Origin of the sequence: Flavobacterium sp. GT3P67 (assembly GCF_004349155.1) — a bacterium.
Lineage (GTDB): Bacteria > Bacteroidota > Bacteroidia > Flavobacteriales > Flavobacteriaceae > Flavobacterium > Flavobacterium ranwuense.
This window is the reverse complement of record NZ_SMLF01000005.1, coordinates 17,263-38,479: the sequence shown is the minus strand read 5'-3', so window position 1 is coordinate 38,479 and position 21,217 is coordinate 17,263. Positions and strand designations below refer to the sequence as shown.

Here is a 21,217-nt window from a genome sequence, read left to right as displayed (position 1 = left end):
ACAAAAGAAAGAGCCACTAAAAACGGCTAAAGAAAAGAAAGAAGAAAAAAGAGATAAGAAAAATAGTCCTAAAAGAGACTAATTCTTTTTTATAAAAACAAACCCTCGTTTATTGCTAAACGAGGGTTTTATATTTTATTGAAGTTCAAGATTATTTCACCGGAATATTAGCTAAAATCTCCAATACAAATTTCCAGAATTTTTGAGAAGAGGAAATACTCGCTCTTTCATCGGGTGAATGTGCACCGTGAATCGTTGGCCCAAAAGAAATCATATCCATATCCGGATAATTAGTTCCCAGAATCCCACATTCTAATCCTGCGTGACAAGCCACTACTTTTGGTTTTTCGCCATTTTGTTTTTCGTAAATTGGAACTAAAACATCTAAAATTTCTGATTTTACATTTGGAGTCCAACCGGGATAAGAACCCGATAGCACCACCTCGCAACCAACCAATTCGAAAGCGGAACGCAAAGCATTGGCTAAATCATACTTAGATGTTTCTACAGAAGAGCGCGTCAAACAACCGATTGAAATTTCACCATCTTTGACGATTACTCTGGCAACATTATTCGATGTTTCCACCAAATCTTCCATGTCGGCACTCATGCGATACACCCCATTGTGTGCGGCATAAATCGCTCTGATGATTCCTTCCTGAACACCTAAATCCATAACTTTTTTCGGAGTATCGCATTTTACGATTTCGATAGTTAAGTTGGGTTCAGTCGTTTTATATTCTGTTTTGATGTCGTTGATGATTTCCTGCATATCAAAAATATAGGCTTCATCAAACATTTCGGAAATAATCACTTTGGCCACACTTTCTCTAGGAATGGCGTTACGCAAACTCCCTCCATTGATTTCAGCAACTTGCAAACCAAAGTTTTCAAAAGCATCAAACAACAAACGATTCATAATTTTATTGGCATTACCCAATCCTTTATGAATATCCATTCCTGAGTGACCGCCTTTCAATCCTTTTACGGTGATAATATGCCCCACAGAACCTTCTGGAACTTCCTCTTCATGGTAACTTCTTGTAGCTGTTACATCAATTCCACCAGCGCAACCAATATCTATTTCATCATCTTCTTCAGTATCTAAATTCAAAAGAATTTGACCTTGTAAAATGCCTCCTTTTAAATTCAAAGCACCAGTCATTCCGGTTTCTTCGTCAATAGTAAACAAGGCTTCTATAGCGGGATGCGGAATGTCTTTACTTTCTAAAATCGCCATGATTGTAGCAACTCCAAGACCGTTATCAGCACCAAGAGTTGTTCCTCGAGCACGAACCCAATCTCCATCCACATACATATCGATTCCTTGTGTCTCAAAATCAAAAACGGTATCCGAATTTTTTTGATGCACCATGTCTAAATGGCCTTGAAGCACGATTGCTTTGCGATTTTCCATTCCTGGAGTAGCTGGCTTACGAATGATTACATTCCTAATATCATCTTCAAAAGTTTCCAATCCAAGACTGTTTCCGAAGTTTTTCATAAACTCAATCACACGCTCTTCTTTTTTAGAAGGACGAGGTACAGCGTTTAAATCGGCAAACTTATTCCAAATTACTTTTGGTTCCAGATTTCTTATTTCTTGACTCATTTATTTTTGTTTGAGGTTTAACATTTACAAAGCCCAAAGTTACAAAGTTTAAATTCTTTATCGATACTAATTGATATTGTAATTATATTTACAGTATTAAAATTTATCCTGTGCGAACAAAATATTTTCTTTCTTTCTTTCTTTTTGTCCAAATACTAATTTTGCAGGTTCTTCCCTATTTTCCGCTACAAGTGGAACAATTTTACAGTAATGGTTTCTATCCGATACTTTCAAAATTTTCAAGATTAGCATTAGGCAGAATTCCATTTTCTTTGGGGGATTTAATTTATATTATTGTTATTGGTTTTATTTTGAAATGGTTTTGGAACCAACGAAAATCTTGGAAATTAAAATGGAAAAGTAATATATTATCTATAGTAAGTTTTGTTTCGGTATTTTATTTCTTGTTTCATTCACTTTGGGCGTTTAATTATTACCGCCAACCGCTTTTTGAAAAAATGGAAATTAAAAAAGACTATTCAGATGCTGATTTATTGGCTTTCACCAAAAAATTAATCACTAAAACAAATGCAATTCAAAAGCAGATTACAAAAAATGATAGTTTAAAAGTAGTATTTCCATACTCACAAAATCAAGTTTTCAAGATGAATTTGAATGGATACAAAAAACTAGCTGAAGAACATTCGTATTTCGCTTATAACAATTTAAGCACCAAGAAATCACTTATCAGTTTGCCATTGACTTATATGGGTTTTGGCGGCTACTTAAATCCGTTTACCAATGAAGCACAGGTAAATTATCTTGGTCCAATGTATAGTTTCCCGATGACTACCAATCATGAAATGGCACATCAAATGGGCTATGCCAGCGAAAGTGAATGCAACTTTATTGGTTTTTTGGCATCCATAAAAAATGAAAATTTATACATTCAATATTCAGGCTACAGCATGGCTTTACGTTATTGCTTAAGCAATTGGCAAGTTCGAGACAAAAAAATTTTTAAAGAATTACTAAAAACCGTTCATCCCGGAATTTTGAAAAACTACAAAGAAAGCGAACACTTTTGGAAACAATATGAAACTCCTCTTGAAACTGCTTTTCATGCTTTTTACGATAGATTTCTGAAAATAAACCAGCAAAAAGACGGTTTAGAAGGTTATAGTAAATTTGTGAATTTGATGGTGAATTATTATAAGGAAATAGGGTTATGAGTGATGCAGTGAGGTTAACGTTAAAGACTTCCATACATATAACGTCTAACCCATAGCTTCTAACTTAGCGCTTAAAAATTATATTTTTTCCAATAGTAAACCTGTAGCTGTAAGCCCTGGTCCAAATGCCATAGCCATAATTTTTTTACCTGACTCAATATTTGGATCGTTTACAATTTCGTTAAGAATATGAGGAATAGTGGCTGAGGACATGTTCCCCTGACGGCGTAAAATTTCATAAGACCAATTCGCCTGTTCTTTAGTCAATCCAATTGCATCTATAACATAATCAATGATTTTAGGTCCACCAGGATGTATAGCGAAATGCATATTCGCTTTTTGCTCTTCAAGATCAACATTCCCTTTTTTACAAAGTGTAGTCAAAAAAGGTTTGATATTTTTACGAATAAAAACAGGCACTCGCTTAGACAATGTCATTAAAAAATTATATTCTCCTAAATCCCAAGACATATCCTCTAATGAATCTGGTATGATAACTTCATGTGCCGCTAAAATCCGAAGTCCTTTTTTCTCAGGAAACGCATCATCAATCAGGAAAGATTCTTCATCAAATAAGGAATAGCCAATAAATCCATCTGCGAAAAGGGAGCAGATCATAATGTTTGAATTCGAAAATTCGGTCAGATTTAAATGTGCGGATAATAATTCTGTATGAACTACATCTACTCTACCTTTAGTTTCACTGGCACACAGTAAGCTATTTCCCGTACGAATTGCCGGAAATGCACCATAACACCCCATGTGATAGGAATGCGTAACTTGCACCGTTTCCCAGTTCCTATCTATGACCGCTTCCTGAGCAACACTTGGAGAAGAATATCCAGAACAAGTAACGTGTATTAGATTTTCTGGACTTATATTTGTTTTTGAATAAAATTGATCAAAAACATATCCCATTTTTCTTTTGAACCATTCCATACGAACCTCTATTTTTGGTCCATAAAGATTTCCGGATTTGACTTCAAAACCAGCAGGAAAATGATACCCTGAAGGAGAAGTAACTTCCATTATATTTTCAATAAAATCCTCAATATCCTCAAAAATAATAATTTGCCTGCTATTAATATTTTCGGAAGAAACGGCATACTTATCCACCTGATCTGATATAAACTCAAAAGTTATAGGTTCATCATCAAAAGCTCCATTTCCAGTTACACCAGATTTTGGAAGATTTTGAAAATGATAATACAGGAATTTTGTGTACTGATTGAGCTTTTTTTGATCTACCAATTTACCCACTAAAATTGGATGAAAATTGGAAAGTATAATGCTTTTCATTAACTTTTAAATTTTAATTGAAATATAAAATTAAATCAAAAATCATTCAAAAAAAATCAAATTAATTAAGTTGTGTTTTTTATTTTTATAAAACATTGACATACAGTTAGTTATAAATATTATAATTTTATTAAAAAGCTGAATATCAGTAAGTTATAAGAATTACTCTACATATTTATTAATCGCTGATTATCAAGTATATAAAAATAAAAAACATGTTTTTTAAAATTGTTATTCTTAAGTATATTTATTCCAGATTTTAAAAGTTTTTTTTAAACTTCATCACTCGTAAACGTCGTGAAACTTTTCTTTTTATAGGGTCTGATAATCAAACGCCCTTCACGATCAAAACGAATGTAATTGTATACCCAATTCAAGAAAACTACGGCTTTATTTTTGAATCCAATAAGTGAAAACAAGTGAACAAACATCCATACAAACCATGCGAAAACTCCATTGAAATGGTATTTAGGCAAATCAACTACCGCTTTATTTCTTCCTATGGTTGCCATAGAGCCTTTATCATTGTATTCAAAAGCTTCCATGGATTGCTTTTGAATTAATTTCACTAAGTTTTCACCCAACAATTCACCTTGTTGCATTGCGGGTTGCGCCATCATGGGATGCCCTTGCGGATAGGTTTCAGATTCCATGGAGGCAATATCACCTACGGCAAAAATATTATCATATCCTACAACTTGATTGTATTCATTTACTCGAATGCGTTCTACTTTTTCAACCAACGATTTACCATCCAATCCTGCAACAAGAGCACCTTGAACTCCTGCTGTCCAAATTACGGTGGCAGTCTCAAAAGTTAAATCGGAATTTGTTGTTATGGTACGTCCATCGTAATTGGTAACACGCACATTTTTCCAGATTTTCACACCCAAGCTGGTTAGAAATTTTTCGGCTGCTTGAGAGGATTTTTCACTCATGGTATTAAGGATTCTATCCCCACTTTGAATCAGATTGATTTCCATTTTGGCAATATCAAGATCAGGATAATCTTTTTGCAGAATGGCTTTTTTCATTTCGGCCAAAGCACCGGAAAGTTCTACTCCTGTTGGTCCACCACCAACGAGTACAAAATTAATCAAGCTATTTTGTTCGGCTACATCAGTGGTGAGTACTGCCTGCTCAAAATTCTCCAAAATCAGACTTCGGATGTTGAGTGATTGCGGTATGGTTTTCATGGCCATACTGTTGCGCTCAATTTCTTTGTTGCCAAAATAATTGGTTTTGGAACCGGTGGCAATTACCAAATAATCATACTTTAATTCGCCAATCTCAGCAATTATTTTTTGGTTTTTAGTGTCGATTTCTTGGACATTGGTCAGCCTAAAGTAGACGTCATCGTATTCCTGAATTACTTTTCGGATTGGGTACGCTATAGAACCGGCTTCGAGGCCTCCTGTAGCTACTTGATACAATAAGGGTTGAAACGTATGGTAATTGTGTTTGTCTAAAAGAACAACCTGTACTTTTTTATTTTTTAGTTTTTTGGCTAATGCGATTCCGGCAAAACCTCCACCTATGATTACTATTCTGGGTAAAGTTGAATTTGGGATGTTCATGTTTTAAAAAGTTCTGAATTGTTGATACTCAAAGATACAATGTTTTTTAATGTTGAATTTCATCAAATAGTATCGAAATTTTTGTTTTTGGGGAAAGGTCTTCAGAATACTAAACGTGTAAATTAGCCCCGATGGTAATGGAAATCCTTTATTTTCTGATTTTTTCAGAAAATAAAGATTGTAATGTACAGCGGGACGAGTATTAATTATGAAATGAATATTGTTGTGCTACTGATTGCTTCGTACCTCGCAATGACAAATTTGAAAATTATTATTTTATTCCTTAATTTGTAACAAAATCTACTTTTCAATTACTAACGTATATATGAGTGATAATCTAGAACATTCTTTTGTAAAGCAATTGCAAGAAAATCAGAATATAATCCACAAGATTTGTAGGTTGTATACTAATGGCGATGATGCACATAAAGATTTATTCCAAGAAATCACGATTCAGTTATGGAAGGCTTTTCCAAAATTCAGGGGCGATAGTAAATTTTCTACTTGGGCCTATCGAGTCGCGCTGAATACGGCGATTACTTTGTACCGTAAAACAAAACGATCCATAAACACTATTGAATTTGAAGGGCGGCAACATTTCCTGAATGATGTGGAATATGATTATGAGGAAGAAGAACAATTAAAGCTAATGTATAAAGCGGTTTACCAGCTGAATGACATTGAGAAAGCGTTGATATTTATGTATCTTGAAGACAAGGATTATCAGGAAATATCAGAAACATTGGGAATTAGCGAGGTAAATGCAAGGGTAAAAATGAATAGAATAAAAGGGAAATTAAAAAAAATATTAAATCCATTAGGCGTATGAAAGAGTTGGATTTATTAAAAAAAGACTGGCAGAAGAATACTAATTCTTTTGAGCAAGTATCAGAAATCGAAATTTATAAAATGATTCATAAAAAATCATCTTCGATTGTGAAGTGGATTTTGATAATTAGTATTTTGGAAGTTTTATTGTGGACGTGTTTAAGTGTTTGCTTTAATTCGGATGATTATTTAATTAAAATGAAACATCCTGAGTTAATTCAATACTTTGAAGTGTTTGCTTATTTTAATTATGGTGTGATACTGTTTTTTATCTATTTATTTTATAATAATTACATCACGATTTCGACCACTGCTTCTACAAAACAATTAATGTCTGACATTTTAAAAACCCGAAAAACGGTTCAATATTATGTTTGGTATAATCTGGCAATGTTAGTAGTGAGTTTAATCATAGGGTTTATAATTGCTTTTGTATATAATCCCGAAATGAGTGTTCTAAAAGATAAAATTGCCACTAACGGAAAAGTGATGGCAATAACAATAGGAATCTTGACACTTACAACTTTAGTGTTTTTAGGAGCTTTTTGGTTATTTTACAGAGTACTCTATGGCATACTGCTTAGAAGATTGTATGCTAATTATAAAGAATTAAAAAAGATAGATTTATAAAAAAAGAGTTCGCCGCGGCGAACTCTTTTTTTATTTTAATATTCCCATTTTCGTAATCGATTCAATTCTTCCTGCTCTTTAATTTCTTCAGCAGGAATAACTTTTAGGAATGAAGGATGTTGCTCGATTGCATATTCTACTTTTTCAACAATTTCCTCGATTGTATCATTATCATAATCAATATCCAGAGGTTCTTTGATAATAAAGGACTGCAGGATTCCTTTTTTCTTCATACGGAATCCTTTTTTGTCAAACGAACGACGAAAACCATCTATAACAATAGGCACTACAATAGGCCTGTGTTGTTTAATAATATGTGCTGTTCCTTTACGAACCGGTTTGAAAGATTTTGTGGTTCCTTGCGGAAAAGTGATTACCCAGCCATCGGCTAGCGCAATTTTAATATTCTCAGTATCGTTAGGATTTACTTCTCGTTTTTCGGTTACATCAACGCCTTTGGCACGCCAAGTTCTTTCAACAGTTATTGCGCCTACATACGATAAAATTCTTGGTAACAAACCTGCCTGCATGGTTTCCTTGGCAGCAACGTAATAAATATTCATTTTAGGTTGCCAGAGATAGCAAACATTTTTAATGCTATCATCACGTCCGCTCAAACTCGCATTAAAAACATGAAACATAGCAACGACATCCGCGAAATACGTTTGATGATTGGAAATAAAAAGTACGTTGTTGTCCGGTAAATTTCTAATGATTTCTGAACCTTCAATCTGTAATTCGTTAAATCCTCTGTAGCGTCTATGCGTCATGGCTCCAAAGATTCGGATTAACCATTTTTTTATAAATAATATGTGTCCGAAAGGATTTCTCTTCAACAATCCCATAAAATTTGTATTTTTTTTGTGAATTTGGACTACAAACTTACGAAATTTATATTTGAAGTTTGTTGCTGAATTCAATTGAACTAATTGAAAACTACAACCAATTAATCCGCATTTTTCTAATACTAAAAATTCCATTTATTATCCAAGAACCTCTTTCAAAACTTCTTTTAACTCACTTAACATCATCGCTGTAGCTCCCCAAACAATATGCTCTTCAATTTTGAAAGCTGGAATATTGATATTATCAGCGTAGGAAGTTGACAAATTTGTATCCACTACAAGTGCATCGTCTAAAAAAACTGACAAAGGTAATTCGATAATATTTGCCACTTCCGAAGGTTGGGGTATAAACATCAATTCTTCTTTACTAATCCCTAAAAAAGGATGTACCATAAAGTTACTTGGCGGAATATACAGTTCTGTAAATGGCTTCAGAATTTCAATTTTATCCGGATGAATTCCTACCTCTTCATGCGTTTCCCGAAGAGCCGTTTTAGCAAAATTTTCATCATCCAATTCGTATTTGCCTCCAGGAAATGCAATTTGAGCAGAATGTACTCCTTTATAGGAATTTCGGACAATCAACACCAAATGTGTTGTGTCATTTTTAGGATAAAAAAGCATCATTACTGCTGCTATTCTTGGTTTTTTATCTTCAATATTAATGTTTTTCAAGCTTTCTAATCGCTCTAAAGGGGCCATTTTCACATGTGCATCAAAAGCAGGAAGCCTTGCTTCAATTAATTTAGGAACATACCGTAAAAATTCTTGAAAATCCATAATCAAAGTCTATTTTTGCATATAAAACAGCATATAAATATAGTTTAGAAAATACAATTGCACAAGTTTTCTATAACCAAAAAGTCATTACAAATGTACAGCAAAGAAGAAACACAAAGATTAAAGCGAGAGTTCTGGATTGCATTCGCAGAAAAATATCCCCGAAAATGGGTATTATATGATACTAAAATCAAGGATTTCTCTTTTAAATTTTATGTAGACAATAAAAAAGCTCAAGTTTTAATCGATATTGAACACCGAAGTGATGAAAAAAGAATCGCTTATTTTGAAAAATTGGAAGCGCTAAGAAATATTCTCGAAGAAGATTTCATCAAAGACTTGGTTTTCGAAAAAGACTATACACTGGAGAGTGGCAAAACCATCAGTAGGATTTGGGTTGAAAAACTAGGAGTTGGTGTCAGTAATCACAACTATTGGGATGAGATATTTGACTTCTACAATGAAAAAATGAATGCTCTGGAACTGTTTTATTTAGAGTATGATGATTTCATAAAAGATATCGAAAAGCTTTAAAACACAAGCCTGATATAGAAAATTCATGTTTGAAAAAATGCATCAATTTGAACGATTTAACTGTTAAAACTGAAGCATTTTTTCATCCAATTCATCACATATTAAAGATATTATACACAATAATCCGATCTTCATAATTGATATACAATTGCTTCCTATTATCCTGTTTTTTTCTGGTGATAATAGAGACAGTACAGTCTAATCCTTCATTATCCTTACAGGTAAACGAATAAACAATATCAGTATCATTCTCTTCGATAGGTTGATAATCTATGATTTCAAATAATTGAATTATTTGAGAATAAACCACTATTCTATTTTTATTGGTATCCAATGTGACTAAAATATTGACCAAATCTAAATCAGACCACTTCCCCCATTTCCCTTTTTCTGTTTTTTCTAAAACACTAAAACCCGAAGTTTTAAACTTGTAATTTTGTCCAAAAGAATGTTGCAATCCCATTACTAAAAAAAGCAATACTATATATATTTTTGTCTTCGTCATTCTTTATAAATTAAAAATCAAAATTATTTATTTCTTTTCTGGCTGTTTCAAAATCAGTTATCATTTCCTGAATGATTGCTGCGGCTGGTTTTATCTCGTGAATCAATCCTGCTATTTGTCCAATCTCTAATTCCCCTTCGATTAAATCGCCTTCAAACATACCACGTTTTGCTCTTGCTCTACCTAGCAAACCAATAAGTTCTTCTTTGGTTGGGCATTTTTCGTACAATTGCTGAACATCCTGATAAAATTTATTTTTAATCAACCGAACAGGAGCGAGTTCTTTCAAGGTCAGTTGTGTATCCCCTTCTTTAACATTTATAATCGTTTCCTTAAAATTCTCATGGGCTGATGATTCTAAAGATGCTGCAAATCTACTTCCTACCTGAACTCCATCAGCACCCAGTATCATAGTTGCAAGCATCCCACGACCGGTAGCAATACCTCCAGCAGCAATCAACGGAATGCTAATCTTTTCTTTTACCATCGGAATCAGCGTAAGCGTAGTCGTTTCCTCTCTACCATTGTGTCCTCCGGCTTCGAAACCTTCGGCAACAACAGCATCTACACCTGCGTCTTGTGCTTTTAATGCAAAAACAGAACTGCTAACCACATGAACGACAGTTATGCCATTTTCTTTCAAGTAAGGAGTCCATGTTTTTGGATTCCCAGCCGATGTGAAAACGATTTTTACTCCTTCATCAACGATAATTTTCATGATTTCTTCGATATTGGGATACAACATCGGGACGTTTACTCCAAAAGGTTTTGAGGTGGCCTTTTTACATTTTTGAATGTGTTCCCGTAAAACTTCAGGATACATGGAGCCAGCTCCAATCAATCCTAAACCTCCGGCATTACTCACTGCACTTGCTAATTTATAACCACTATTCCAAATCATTCCTCCTTGAATAATTGGATATTTAATTTTAAAAAGGTCTGTGATTTTATTCATGTATTGTTAATGCTATAATTTTTTAATTATTTTCCCTGTTTTAGAAAAACCATCTGATTCCATTTTATAAAGATACACTCCTTCATGGAGCGATTTCAATGAAATAATGGATGTTTGCGGTGTGATTTTTTGTTCTAAAACTTTTTGCCCCAAAATGGAATAAATAAAGACTGTTCCCTTATCAAATTTTGCAGGCAAAGAAACTGAAACAGTTTCACTGGCAGGATTGGGATAGAGTATAAAATCATCTTTAGAAAAGGATTGTAAAGCCAGCTGGTTACTCAAAGCCAATGCAAAATCAGGAATTCCAAATCCATATTGATTGTTGGGAGCAGAAAACTTATCAGCTGATTTTAATACTAATTCTCTAATTTCCCGATTTGTTTTTTGAGGAAATGCCTGCCATAAACAAGCAATCATTCCTGCCATTATAGGACATGAAAAAGAAGTCCCATTAGCAGCCACAATATTTCCCGCAGCATTTGACACTATCGCTGCTTGTCCTTGTGCCATCACATCCGGTTTTATTCTTCCGTCAAAAGAAGGGCCTACTGAACTGAACGAAGCCAACACTTCCGAAGAATTTACTGCACCTACAGCAATTACAGAAACAGCATCTGCAGGAACCGCAATATGTGGATCTGATGTACCGCCTGAATTACCAGCAGATGTCACTAGAATCATACCTCTGCTAAATGCAATTTCAGCCCCACGGGATATGAATGCAGTGGTACCATTTATTTCACTATACGTATGACTATACGCCTCATTATCGTAATCAAAATACCCTAAAGAAGTATTGATAATATCTACTCCTAAACTATCTGCTCGTTCTGCTGCTTCAACCCAAAGCGATTCTTCAACAGGATTTTCCGATGTGTCATCTTCGGTAATGAATAAATAATAGGATGCATCTGGTGCTGTTCCCACTAACGAATTCTCTTTGTAACCGCCCATTGAGGAAAGTACCGAAGTTCCGTGTGAAACTCCAGTATAAAAATTCGGATTTCTTAATACAAAATTATAACCTCCCAAAATTTTGTTATTATCACGTAATCGTTGAAAAGGTTGAGCTGTATTGACTCCTGGAAATCCAGCATCTAAAACCGCTATTATTTTACCGAAACCCGTATAATCCTGTTGGTGCAACTGTTGTCCGTTAAGCATCTGGATTTGATTCGATGAAGTACCATAAGCATAATCAATTTTGGTTTTCTTGGTTTTATTTAACTTCTTTATCTTTGACAGCTTCGCTATTTTTGCGGTTTTATTCAGTGATTTATCCGCAAAATCGACTTTACTGACAAAAGAAAGCAGTGCTAATGAATTTATATTTGCCTGTGATCCGCGAACATGGACCGCATTCATCCATTTGGATTTTGCCATGACGGTGATTCCTGCAGCTGATTTTATTTGACTAATATGAGATTTCTCTACTGGAATGTCTTTAAAGTCTAAAGCAATACTCTGATTGTTTCTTCTATCTAATGCTCTTTGGGTAAGCATTTCCAAAGGTGTATTAAAATAAAATTGGGAACTGGGTTTAGCATTGAAATATACCCAAGCATCTTGCTGGGAAAAACCAGCTGACGTAATCAGTAAAAAAAGAAATATGTAGATTTTTTTCATAGTCAACTTTATTTTTTCAAGTCACAAAAACTCCAACTATTGCTAGGATTGAATCATTATCATTACTTTTCAGGATATATTTAATTCCAGAAAGGCATTCATTTTTAGACCTTTTTATAAATAAAGTACTAAACTAAGAAATTACTCCCGAACCAACTAATTCTTCCCCTAAATACCAGACAGCAAATTGTCCTTCTGTTATTGCAGATTGCGGTTCGCCAAAAGCAACGTACATTCCGTTTTCAAATTGATGCAAGGTAGCTTTTTGCAAAGGTTGTCTGTATCGGATTCTCGCCATAACATCCATAGTTTCTCCATTGGCCAAAGCCAAATCTTTACGAATCCAATGCACTTCGGTTTTTTCTATAAACAAGGCGCTCTTGAATAATCCGGGATGTTGACTGGTTAATCCAGTGTAAATGGTATTGGTTTCCACATTAGTGGCGATAATAAACAATGGATCTGTTGTACCTCCAACATTTAATCCTTTACGTTGTCCAATAGTAAAATAATGGGCACCTTGATGTTTCCCCACTACTTTCCCCATATCTGGAGTGTACGGAATTTTTCGTGCATCAGATAGCAAACTATCTTCCAAAGTTAATTCGGCTACTTTTTCAAAACTGTAAACAGGATCGTTTTTATCAATTTGAATTATAATTCCGTCTTTTGGTTGCAATTTTTGTTGTAAAAACTCCGGTAAACGTACTTTTCCAATAAAGCATAACCCTTGTGAATCTTTCTTTTCGGCAGTAATCAAATCCATTTGAGCCGCTATTTCACGAACTTCTGGTTTTGTCAATTCTCCGATAGGAAACAATGATTTTGCCAATTGCTCTTGAGATAATTGACATAGAAAATACGATTGATCTTTTTTGGTATCGGCGCCCGCTTTAAGTTGATAAACCGTTTCACCATTTACTTCGATTTCACTTTTCTGACAGTAATGTCCGGTAGCCACATAATCAGCACCAAGACTTAAAGCAATTTTCATGAAAACATCAAATTTTATTTCGCGGTTACAAAGTACATCGGGATTTGGAGTACGCCCTTTTTCATATTCGTTGAACATATAGTCCACGATTTTCTCTTTGTATTCTTCACTTAAATCAACAGTTTGGAAAGGGATTCCTAACTTTTCAGCAACTAATAAAGCATCGTTACTGTCTTCAAGCCACGGACATTCATTAGAAATAGTAACGGAATCATCATGCCAATTTTTCATAAAAAGGCCTATGACTTCATACCCTTGTTGTTGCAATAAATAAGCAGCAACACTTGAATCTACACCTCCAGAAAGTCCTACAACAACACGCTTCATCTTCAAAAAATTATAATTTTACAAGGATGCAAAGTTACAAAAGATTTACAACAGTATTTGTTAAGTATAAAGTTAATTATTTTTGGATTTTGTTGCATTTCCAGGAAAACTCATATTCGTTTCTTTTACCAATTTTCCTTTTTCAAAAAACTGCCAAATACCTGATTTTTTACCATTTACAAACTGTCCTTTAGAAACTACATTCCCATTAGTATCGCTAAAAACCGCTAAACCACTGTAAATGTTATTTTTAAACATTGACTCTTCCAATAAAATTCCTTTTTCAGTATATTTTTTATAAAAACCATTCTTCAAATTGCTTTTGTAACTTATTTCTTCTGCTATTTTACCACTGAGATAAAAAACGGTACGCAAACCTTCTAACTTACCATTTACGTAATGCTCTGTTGTCATGATGTTTTTTGAAGCTTGGTGGTAATACTTCCATTGCCCTTCAAATAATTTATTGACCACTTTACCTTCACTTACTTTATTTTTATTCTGATCATAAAAAATGGTATACGCTGAATTGTCTTTGGCATTAAATTCCCTTGTGGCTATTATGGATTTAGCTTTGGTGTCATCGTAAAAATTAAAAATCCCAACTTCTTTTCCGTGCTCAAAAGTCCCTTCATATCTGGGCCTTTTTGATTCCTCATAAAATCCTTTCCATACTCCGTGCTTTTTCCCTTTTTCATCTAACTTATTGAAATCTGTTTGTGCATAAAGACAAAACACATGCAAAAACATCAAAACAAATATTCCTTTTTTATAAAATGCTTTCATATGTTGACATTTATTGTTTTTTATCGGTCATATGTAATTCACATATCATCATTAGTATTTACGACTTAATTACGATCATGCTCATTTCATAATTACCTTTTTTATAGTAACGAATTCAGGTCGCTTAAATTATATGTAAATAAAAAAATCCCGAAATATATCGAGATTTTTTTATTTATTATTTTTTCTTCTGTTGTGCTTTTTGAGCTTCAGCTTGTTCCATAACTTCTTGCAGTTTTTTCTGGAATTTACCTTGTTTTTTCGGCTCTTTCAATTTGTTTTCTTGAATTTGAGCATGAATCTTATCACTATCGATAAAGTATCGTTTGATGACAATCATAATTCCAATGGTAATTAGATTCGAAATAAAGTTATACAAACTCAATCCCGCACCATAACTATTGAAGAAAAACAACATCATTATTGGCGATACATAAATCATGATTTTCATCATCTTAGCCATATCCGGCATTCCTTCTTGTTGCGGAGCAGCCATTTGTTGGTCACCAGAAGTCATTTTCATATAGAAGAAAATAGCAATCGAGGCAAGTACTGGAAACAAACTGATGTGATTTCCGTAAAAAGGAATATAGAAAGGCAATCGTATTACTTCATCAAAAGACGATAAATCATCTGCCCAAAGGAAGCTTTTTTGTCTTAACTCAAAAGCTGATGGGAAAAACTGAAAGGAAGCGTACATAAAAGGAAGCTGAATCAAGGCTGGAATACATCCCGCCATAGGATTCACACCTGCTTTATTGTACAATTTCATAGTTTCCTGCTGCTTCTTCATTGGGTCTTTTTTGAATTTCTCCCCCAATTCTGTAATTTCAGGTCGCAATACTTTCATCTTGGCTTGTGACAAGAACGATTTGAACGTAATAGGCGACATTGCTAATTTTATTAAAATTGTAAAAATAATAATAGCAATTCCGTATGCGATGTAAGAACTTAAAAATCCGAATAATGGAATAAAGATAAATTTATTGATCCATCCGAAAATTCCCCAACCTAATGAGATGATTTTTTCTAAATTTTTGTCGTAATGACTTAAAGTCTTGTAATCTGTTGGACCAAAATACCAACTCATTTTATGATCTAATTCTCCATTATCAAAGGCTAATGGGATATTTGCTTTAAATTGTTTCGTAAAAGTGGTATCTACTTTATCATCAAGAACCAGATTATCCGACTTCACTTTAGCAGTTCCGAAAGGAGTCTTTGTCAAAAGTATCGTTGAAAAAAAGTGTTGTTTGAAAGCTACAAAAGTCGCTTTTTCAAGATCTGATTCTTCTGATTGTCCTAAACCTGCATAATCAATTTTTCCATCTTCGTGTTCGAAATAGATTTCAGTGTAACGGTTTTCGTAAGAAACACTTTTCTCATTTCTGTAGGTTTTCAAGTTCCATTCTAAATCCAACGGTTTAGAAGTATTTAAAACTTTATTCAATCCTTGGGAACGAATGTCAAAACCAATCATGTAATCGTTTGGTTTCAATATGTATTTGTATTCCAAGAATTCATTAGCTCCCGCTTTCAATTTCATGGACAACACTTGATCTGCTCCAACTTTTGTCAAAGTAGGCTCAAAATACAGGTCTTTAGAATTTAAAGTACGGTTATCGCTAGTAAGCAATTGCACATTTAAATTGGCATTATTGTCTTTTATCAATTCAACTAATTGTCCGGAACCTTTCTTGAATTTTTCAAACTTTTTCAAAGTAGCCTCAACAATATATCCTCCTTTATTGGCAATTTTCAATGTAACCAATTCGTTTTCAATAGTTGTAAAACCAGCAGTAGCTGAAGGAAGCGTAGCAGAATAAGCAAAATTCCCTAACGTTTTTTGCAATTGGGCCAATTGTGTAGAGTCTCCGGTTGCTGCAACTGCAATAGTAGCTTTCGCAACAGTTTTAGCTTCTAATTCTTTGGCTTTAGCCTGCTTAATTACGAGCTCTTTTTGAGCTTTCTCAGCAGCAACCACTTTTGGATCAGGCTGGTTTTGATACATAATCCAAACCAAAATACCAAAAATTAATGCAAAACCAATAATCGAATTGAGATCAAATTTTTTTTGTTCCATTATAATTAAAAAAAGTTTAAAAGTTTAAAGTGTACCGTTTATTGGAACCAACCCAATTATTTTTTCTTCGCCTGAACCGCTGCTGCCACAAAACTCACAAAAATAGGATGCGGATTCGCTACTGTACTTTTGTATTCCGGATGGTATTGTACCCCGATGAAAAATGGATGATCTTCTATTTCTATAATCTCAACCAATCCTGTATCTGGATTTACACCTGAAGCAATTAATCCCGCATTTTGTAATTGCGCTACATAATTACTGTTGTACTCATAACGATGACGGTGACGTTCTGAAATAGTCTCTTTTCCATAAATTTTGTATGCCAATGAATCTTGTTTAAGATCACATTTCCAAGCACCAAGACGCATCGTTCCACCCTTATCAGTAATCGTTTTTTGCTCTTCCATAAGGTTAACAACCGGATGTGAAGTATGCTCGTTCATTTCAGTAGAATTTGCATCAGCATATCCTACAATATTTCTTGAATATTCGATAATTGCCATTTGCATCCCCAAACAAATTCCGAAAAACGGCACTTTATTTTCACGGGCATAACGAACTGCTTCGATTTTTCCTTCGATTCCTCTTTCTCCAAAACCGGGAGCAACAAGAATTCCGTCTAAACCGGCTAATTTCTCGTTTATATTTGTTGCGTCAATGTGTTCTGAATGAATAGAAATCACATTTACTTTGGTTTCATTTGTAGCCCCTGAATGAATAAACGCTTCCAAAATAGATTTGTAACAATCTTGCATTTCTACATATTTACCAATCAAACCGATGTTTACAGTATGCTTTGGATGTTTCAATCTACGTAAAAAAGTATTCCAGTTTTTCAAGTCCGGAGCAGCCTTTTTAGGCAAATCTAATTTCTTTAAAGCTACAATATCAAGTCCTTCTTCCAACATTAAATTTGGCACTTCATAAATCGTCGAAGCATCAATAGATTGAATAACAGCTTCTCTTTTTACATTACAGAATAAGGCCAATTTATTGCGAATCTCATCCGAAAGTTCATGCTCTGTTCTACAAACTAATATATCCGCTTTGATACCACTTTCCATCAATGTTTTAACGGAATGTTGTGTTGGTTTTGTTTTCAATTCTCCTGCGGCAGCCAAATAAGGTACTAAAGTAAGGTGAATTACGATAGCATTATTCTCGCCCAAGTTCCAAACCAATTGACGAACGGATTCTATATAAGGTAATGATTCTATATCTCCTACTGTACCCCCAATTTCGGTAATAACAATATCAAAATCGCCAGAATTACCTAGCAATTGCATTCTTTCTTTAATTTCGTTGGTAATATGAGGTACCACTTGAACCGTTTTCCCTAAAAATTCTCCTCTTCTTTCTTTTTCAATCACCGAAAGATAAATTCTTCCCGTAGTAACATTATTCGCCTGAGAAGTAGGAACATTCAAGAAACGCTCGTAGTGTCCTAAATCTAAATCTGTTTCTGCGCCATCATCGGTTACATAACATTCTCCATGCTCATAAGGGTTCAAAGTACCCGGATCAACATTAAGATAAGGATCAAATTTTTGAATTGTTGTTCTGTATCCTCTTGCTTGTAACAATTTTGCCAAAGATGCTGCAATAATTCCTTTTCCTAAAGAAGAAGTCACACCGCCTGTAACAAAAATATATTTCGTTTGATTCATTCTGTTGTTGTTTGTATGTAGTTGTGTAAAAAACTTGGCAAAAGTACAAATTTAATTGGATTATTAGAACATTAGACTATTAGATTTTTAGACTCTTTTAGGTTAAAAAAAGCATAATCTAATTCTCTAAAAATCTAAGAAGTCTAAGAAAGTCTATCCTATGGTTTCGGGTATCTTTTTTTAATATTTCGTATCAATTCCTCTAATCCATTCAATTTTAGCTCATAAATTAGCTGAAGCTGCTGCCCTAATTCCCCTTTCGGAAATCCTTTATTGCTATACCAAACCACATAATATTCAGGCAAGTCAATAAGATACTTTCCTTCGTATTTACCAAAAGGCATTTTAGTATGAGCAAGTTTGATGAGTTGTTTTTGGTTTTGATCCATTTTTTTAGAGAAAAAAGAAAAAAGAGACAAGAAGTAAGACTATTAAATAAATCGCACTTCTTGCCTCTTTCTTCAATATTCTACTTTATTTCCAGTTAAAAATAATACGTTTTTCGATTTCGGTATTTAAACTCAGAAAAACAGGACATGTCATGGCGACTCTTTCAAGAATGGTTTTACTCTTTTGATCCGCTTCTCCATACATTTCAAAAGTAATTTCGATTGTACCGATGCGTCTTGGTTCAGCATTCATAATTTTAGTAACCTCAGCAGTTGATCCTTTCAAATCAACTTCCAAATCACGCGCTTTTATTCCCATAACCGTCATCATACAACTTGCCAAAGCATTGGCAACAGTATCCGTTGGAGAAAAAGCCTCCCCTTTCCCATTATTGTCTACTGGAGCATCCGAAATAATTTCAATTCCTGATTGTAAATGAATTGAAGAGGTTCTTAAATCCCCTAAATAAGTTACTTTTGATGTCATATTTTTTAGTTATAAGTTATAGGTTAGGAGTCAGGGGTTAGAGGTTGGGAGTCCCAAAATGAACACACTCATTACACTGAACACTTAGTTTACTTCGCTTCTTTTATCGTCAAATCAGTGTCATAATATAAGATATACACTCCTTTATTAATGTAACCACCATCTTCTTTTTTGTAAAATTCAAACTTATTATCTACTTGCTCCGTAGCAGTGCTGTCAACTGTTTCTTGATATTTCTTGTCTTGTGACAATCGCATCATGGTATCAAAAGTAATATCAAAACCTCTTGTGGCAAATGCACTAGGATAAATTTTATTCTTCTTTTTGAATTCTTTTTCGAAAACTAAAGCTTCAGGAGATTCGTTTTCACGGGTAACAGAAGGATACATTAATCTCAACTTTGTTAAATTCACAAAACTGATTTCATCCGTATCTAATGTTTCATTTGGTTCCAGAATAACCAATTGTACTTTATAAGTAGCCATAGCACTTAACATAGTCGCTATTGTTGATTTAATCATTCCCGTATTTCCGGTTTCCATCACCACATAGTTTATTTTATCTTTCACAAATAAACTTTTTAAATTTTCAGCAGATACACCGCCATTTGCATTAAGCTCCGAAAATTTTACATCTTTATGATTCTCTCTAATAAACTGTATAACGGATTCTTTTTTCTTATCGACTACCGCTACAATATTCCCGTTTTTTGCTCTCATGAAATCAAACATGGCATTTTTAACGGCTGTGGTAGTAGGAATCGTTTGAAACATATTGCCAAATGAATTACCCGTGTCTTTTGACAAAGGTGATATCACAGGTACTTGATTTGCATTTAATAATTCGGCTGTTTTTTCAACATTATTTTGATAGAAAGGCCCAATTATAGCATCTGAATTTTCCAGATTATTTTCTTTAATTAATGCAGTAATATTAGAAGTATTTTTAGTTTCTTGAGAGTCAAACACACTCACATCTATGGCAAGTCCCAGCTGTTTAGCCGAATCAATTGCAACCAAAGCTCCTGCATAAAAATCTAAAGTCATGTTTAAGAACTTGTCTTTTTTCAAGCGCATTGCAGTCGAATTGACAGTATCTCCTTCAATTTTTGAAATATTAAAAGGCAAAAGCAATACTAGTTTTTTTCTGCTGCTACTTTTCTTTGAGATTACAGCGTATTCTTTTTTAGCTTCCTGCGGGATACTAATCGTTGCTGGAACTTTCAAAATCATCCCTTCCACAACACCTTGAGACAAAGCAGGATTAAGAGCGATTAATTCTTCCTGACTCATTCCTGCCATTTTTGACAAACTATAAAGTGTTTCTTTTGGTTTTACCACATAATTCAAATAATTGACTGCTGTAGAAACTTTTTCGGGATTCGCTTTTACAATTTCTTTTTTAGATTCAACCACTGTGGTAGTTTTATCCCCTTTTGGAGCATTTCCTTTGATAATTAATTTATAGCCAACAGGTAAATTCGAAACTATTTCAGGATTTTTTCTCTCCAATTCTTCAATGGTAATACCATATTTCTTGGCAATAGAATATTTGGTTTCTTTTGGAAGAACATCATGATATACTACTTTTACTTGTACTGGAGTAGTGTTTTTTTGTCTGATTCCAGAAGGAATAGTAAGGATTTGTCCTATTTGCAATCCGTCTTTTTCCAAAAAAGGATTCGCTTGTTTTAATGCATCGTCAGAAACACCATATTTTTTTTCGATACCATACAGCGTCTCTTTTGGCGTTACTTCATGGGTTACCGTTTTCGCTGCAGACTTAGCCTGAACCGCTACTTTTTGTTTACCGCCGCTTTTTGGAATCAGTAAAACACTATTAGGTTTTAAACCACTTATTGCATCTGGATTTAATTGGTAAATATCATATGGAGTAACGTTGTACTTTATTGCAATCTGACTGATTGTCTCTCCTTTCTCCACTTTATGTGTAGTAGTTTTTTCTTGTGAAAAAACGCTGTAATTAAAAAACAAAGCCGTTATACAAATCGCAAAAAAATATTTCATCCTTTTATTTATAAAATTATTCAATCATTAATAACAGAACGGTATCAAATTTTATTCCAAAATCTGATACCGTTTTATAGAGAACATT

19 protein-coding genes are annotated in these 21,217 nt (G+C 33.9%); 4 read left to right on the top strand and 15 right to left on the bottom strand.

The window, feature by feature from the left end:
- Nucleotides 1-151 precede the first annotated feature (151 nt).
- Nucleotides 152-1,612, bottom strand: coding sequence for an aminoacyl-histidine dipeptidase (locus tag E0H99_RS09580; protein WP_131994436.1), 1,461 nt, complete (start codon nt 1,610-1,612; stop codon nt 152-154).
- A 110-nt stretch (nt 1,613-1,722) separates the two neighbouring features.
- Here E0H99_RS09580 and E0H99_RS09575 point away from each other — a divergent pair, with 110 nt between their 5' ends.
- On the top strand, nt 1,723-2,784 hold the full coding sequence (locus E0H99_RS09575; RefSeq protein ID WP_131994433.1) for a DUF3810 domain-containing protein: 1,062 nt from the start codon (nt 1,723-1,725) through the stop codon (nt 2,782-2,784).
- Nucleotides 2,785-2,862: 78 nt separating this feature from the next.
- Here E0H99_RS09575 and E0H99_RS09570 read toward each other — a convergent pair whose 3' ends face one another.
- Both E0H99_RS09570 and E0H99_RS09565 read right to left on the bottom strand, forming a co-directional pair.
- Nucleotides 2,863-4,083, bottom strand: a complete 1,221-nt coding sequence (locus E0H99_RS09570) for a 3-oxoacyl-[acyl-carrier-protein] synthase III C-terminal domain-containing protein (RefSeq protein ID WP_131994430.1) — start codon at nt 4,081-4,083, stop codon at nt 2,863-2,865.
- Nucleotides 4,084-4,355: 272 nt separating this feature from the next.
- A complete protein-coding gene (locus E0H99_RS09565; protein WP_131994427.1) occupies nt 4,356-5,660 on the bottom strand; it encodes an NAD(P)/FAD-dependent oxidoreductase in 1,305 nt (434 codons plus the stop codon).
- A 325-nt stretch (nt 5,661-5,985) separates the two neighbouring features.
- Between E0H99_RS09565 and E0H99_RS09560 the strand changes: the two genes are divergently transcribed.
- Entirely contained in the window at nt 5,986-6,489 is a 504-nt protein-coding gene (locus tag E0H99_RS09560) for an RNA polymerase sigma factor (protein WP_099714727.1), read from the top strand.
- Nucleotides 6,486-7,118: a hypothetical protein gene (locus E0H99_RS09555; RefSeq protein ID WP_131994424.1), complete on the top strand. Its 633-nt coding sequence runs from the start codon at nt 6,486-6,488 to the stop codon at nt 7,116-7,118. The genes E0H99_RS09560 and E0H99_RS09555 overlap by 4 nt, the downstream gene beginning before the upstream one ends.
- A gap of 35 nt (nt 7,119-7,153) precedes the next feature.
- Here E0H99_RS09555 and E0H99_RS09550 read toward each other — a convergent pair whose 3' ends face one another.
- Both E0H99_RS09550 and E0H99_RS09545 read right to left on the bottom strand, forming a co-directional pair.
- On the bottom strand, nt 7,154-7,963 hold the full coding sequence (locus tag E0H99_RS09550) for a lysophospholipid acyltransferase family protein (protein ID WP_131995001.1): 810 nt from the start codon (nt 7,961-7,963) through the stop codon (nt 7,154-7,156).
- 138 nt (nt 7,964-8,101) lie between these two features.
- Entirely contained in the window at nt 8,102-8,743 is a 642-nt protein-coding gene (locus tag E0H99_RS09545) for an NUDIX hydrolase (protein WP_131994421.1), read from the bottom strand.
- 93 nt (nt 8,744-8,836) lie between these two features.
- Between E0H99_RS09545 and E0H99_RS09540 the strand changes: the two genes are divergently transcribed.
- Entirely contained in the window at nt 8,837-9,277 is a 441-nt protein-coding gene (locus E0H99_RS09540; protein ID WP_131994418.1) for a DUF4268 domain-containing protein, read from the top strand.
- Between the two features lie 94 nt (nt 9,278-9,371).
- Here the strand turns inward: E0H99_RS09540 and E0H99_RS09535 are convergent, their stop codons facing one another.
- From E0H99_RS09535 to E0H99_RS09490, 10 genes are all read right to left on the bottom strand, one after another.
- Nucleotides 9,372-9,782, bottom strand: coding sequence for a hypothetical protein (locus E0H99_RS09535; RefSeq protein WP_131994415.1), 411 nt, complete (start codon nt 9,780-9,782; stop codon nt 9,372-9,374).
- Nucleotides 9,783-9,792: 10 nt separating this feature from the next.
- On the bottom strand, nt 9,793-10,737 hold the full coding sequence (locus E0H99_RS09530; RefSeq protein ID WP_131994412.1) for an NAD(P)H-dependent flavin oxidoreductase: 945 nt from the start codon (nt 10,735-10,737) through the stop codon (nt 9,793-9,795).
- 12 nt (nt 10,738-10,749) lie between these two features.
- Nucleotides 10,750-12,366 (bottom strand): S8 family peptidase, encoded by a 1,617-nt coding sequence (locus E0H99_RS09525; protein WP_131994409.1) that lies wholly within the window; start codon nt 12,364-12,366, stop codon nt 10,750-10,752.
- A 133-nt stretch (nt 12,367-12,499) separates the two neighbouring features.
- Complete coding sequence (gene mnmA, locus E0H99_RS09520; RefSeq protein ID WP_131994406.1) at nt 12,500-13,687, bottom strand: tRNA 2-thiouridine(34) synthase MnmA; 1,188 nt, start codon at nt 13,685-13,687, stop codon at nt 12,500-12,502.
- A gap of 72 nt (nt 13,688-13,759) precedes the next feature.
- Nucleotides 13,760-14,473 carry a toxin-antitoxin system YwqK family antitoxin gene (locus E0H99_RS09515; RefSeq protein WP_131994403.1) on the bottom strand — a complete coding sequence of 238 codons (714 nt, stop codon included), beginning with the start codon at nt 14,471-14,473 and terminating at the stop codon, nt 13,760-13,762.
- A gap of 178 nt (nt 14,474-14,651) precedes the next feature.
- Nucleotides 14,652-16,556: a membrane protein insertase YidC gene (gene yidC, locus E0H99_RS09510; RefSeq protein WP_131994400.1), complete on the bottom strand. Its 1,905-nt coding sequence runs from the start codon at nt 16,554-16,556 to the stop codon at nt 14,652-14,654.
- 56 nt (nt 16,557-16,612) lie between these two features.
- On the bottom strand, nt 16,613-18,226 hold the full coding sequence (locus tag E0H99_RS09505; protein ID WP_131994397.1) for a CTP synthase: 1,614 nt from the start codon (nt 18,224-18,226) through the stop codon (nt 16,613-16,615).
- A 158-nt stretch (nt 18,227-18,384) separates the two neighbouring features.
- Nucleotides 18,385-18,615 carry a DUF3820 family protein gene (locus E0H99_RS09500; protein WP_131994394.1) on the bottom strand — a complete coding sequence of 77 codons (231 nt, stop codon included), beginning with the start codon at nt 18,613-18,615 and terminating at the stop codon, nt 18,385-18,387.
- An 85-nt stretch (nt 18,616-18,700) separates the two neighbouring features.
- A complete protein-coding gene (locus E0H99_RS09495; RefSeq protein WP_131994391.1) occupies nt 18,701-19,102 on the bottom strand; it encodes an OsmC family protein in 402 nt (133 codons plus the stop codon).
- Nucleotides 19,103-19,191: 89 nt separating this feature from the next.
- Nucleotides 19,192-21,129, bottom strand: a complete 1,938-nt coding sequence (locus E0H99_RS09490) for a LysM peptidoglycan-binding domain-containing protein (RefSeq protein ID WP_131994388.1) — start codon at nt 21,127-21,129, stop codon at nt 19,192-19,194.
- Nucleotides 21,130-21,217: the final 88 nt, after the last annotated feature.

Coding starts and splice junctions, on each gene's coding strand:
- E0H99_RS09580 (WP_131994436.1), bottom strand. CDS start 1,612: ATGAGTCAAGAAATAAGAAATCTGGAACCAAAAGTAATTTGGAATAAG.
- E0H99_RS09570 (WP_131994430.1), bottom strand. CDS start 4,083: ATGAAAAGCATTATACTTTCCAATTTTCATCCAATTTTAGTGGGTAAA.
- E0H99_RS09565 (WP_131994427.1), bottom strand. CDS start 5,660: ATGAACATCCCAAATTCAACTTTACCCAGAATAGTAATCATAGGTGGA.
- E0H99_RS09560 (WP_099714727.1), top strand. CDS start 5,986: ATGAGTGATAATCTAGAACATTCTTTTGTAAAGCAATTGCAAGAAAAT.
- E0H99_RS09555 (WP_131994424.1), top strand. CDS start 6,486: ATGAAAGAGTTGGATTTATTAAAAAAAGACTGGCAGAAGAATACTAAT.
- E0H99_RS09550 (WP_131995001.1), bottom strand. CDS start 7,963: ATGGGATTGTTGAAGAGAAATCCTTTCGGACACATATTATTTATAAAA.
- E0H99_RS09545 (WP_131994421.1), bottom strand. CDS start 8,743: ATGGATTTTCAAGAATTTTTACGGTATGTTCCTAAATTAATTGAAGCA.
- E0H99_RS09540 (WP_131994418.1), top strand. CDS start 8,837: ATGTACAGCAAAGAAGAAACACAAAGATTAAAGCGAGAGTTCTGGATT.
- E0H99_RS09535 (WP_131994415.1), bottom strand. CDS start 9,782: ATGACGAAGACAAAAATATATATAGTATTGCTTTTTTTAGTAATGGGA.
- E0H99_RS09530 (WP_131994412.1), bottom strand. CDS start 10,737: ATGAATAAAATCACAGACCTTTTTAAAATTAAATATCCAATTATTCAA.
- E0H99_RS09525 (WP_131994409.1), bottom strand. CDS start 12,366: ATGAAAAAAATCTACATATTTCTTTTTTTACTGATTACGTCAGCTGGT.
- mnmA (WP_131994406.1), bottom strand. CDS start 13,687: ATGAAGCGTGTTGTTGTAGGACTTTCTGGAGGTGTAGATTCAAGTGTT.
- E0H99_RS09515 (WP_131994403.1), bottom strand. CDS start 14,473: ATGAAAGCATTTTATAAAAAAGGAATATTTGTTTTGATGTTTTTGCAT.
- yidC (WP_131994400.1), bottom strand. CDS start 16,556: ATGGAACAAAAAAAATTTGATCTCAATTCGATTATTGGTTTTGCATTA.
- E0H99_RS09505 (WP_131994397.1), bottom strand. CDS start 18,226: ATGAATCAAACGAAATATATTTTTGTTACAGGCGGTGTGACTTCTTCT.
- E0H99_RS09500 (WP_131994394.1), bottom strand. CDS start 18,615: ATGGATCAAAACCAAAAACAACTCATCAAACTTGCTCATACTAAAATG.
- E0H99_RS09495 (WP_131994391.1), bottom strand. CDS start 19,102: ATGACATCAAAAGTAACTTATTTAGGGGATTTAAGAACCTCTTCAATT.
- E0H99_RS09490 (WP_131994388.1), bottom strand. CDS start 21,129: ATGAAATATTTTTTTGCGATTTGTATAACGGCTTTGTTTTTTAATTAC.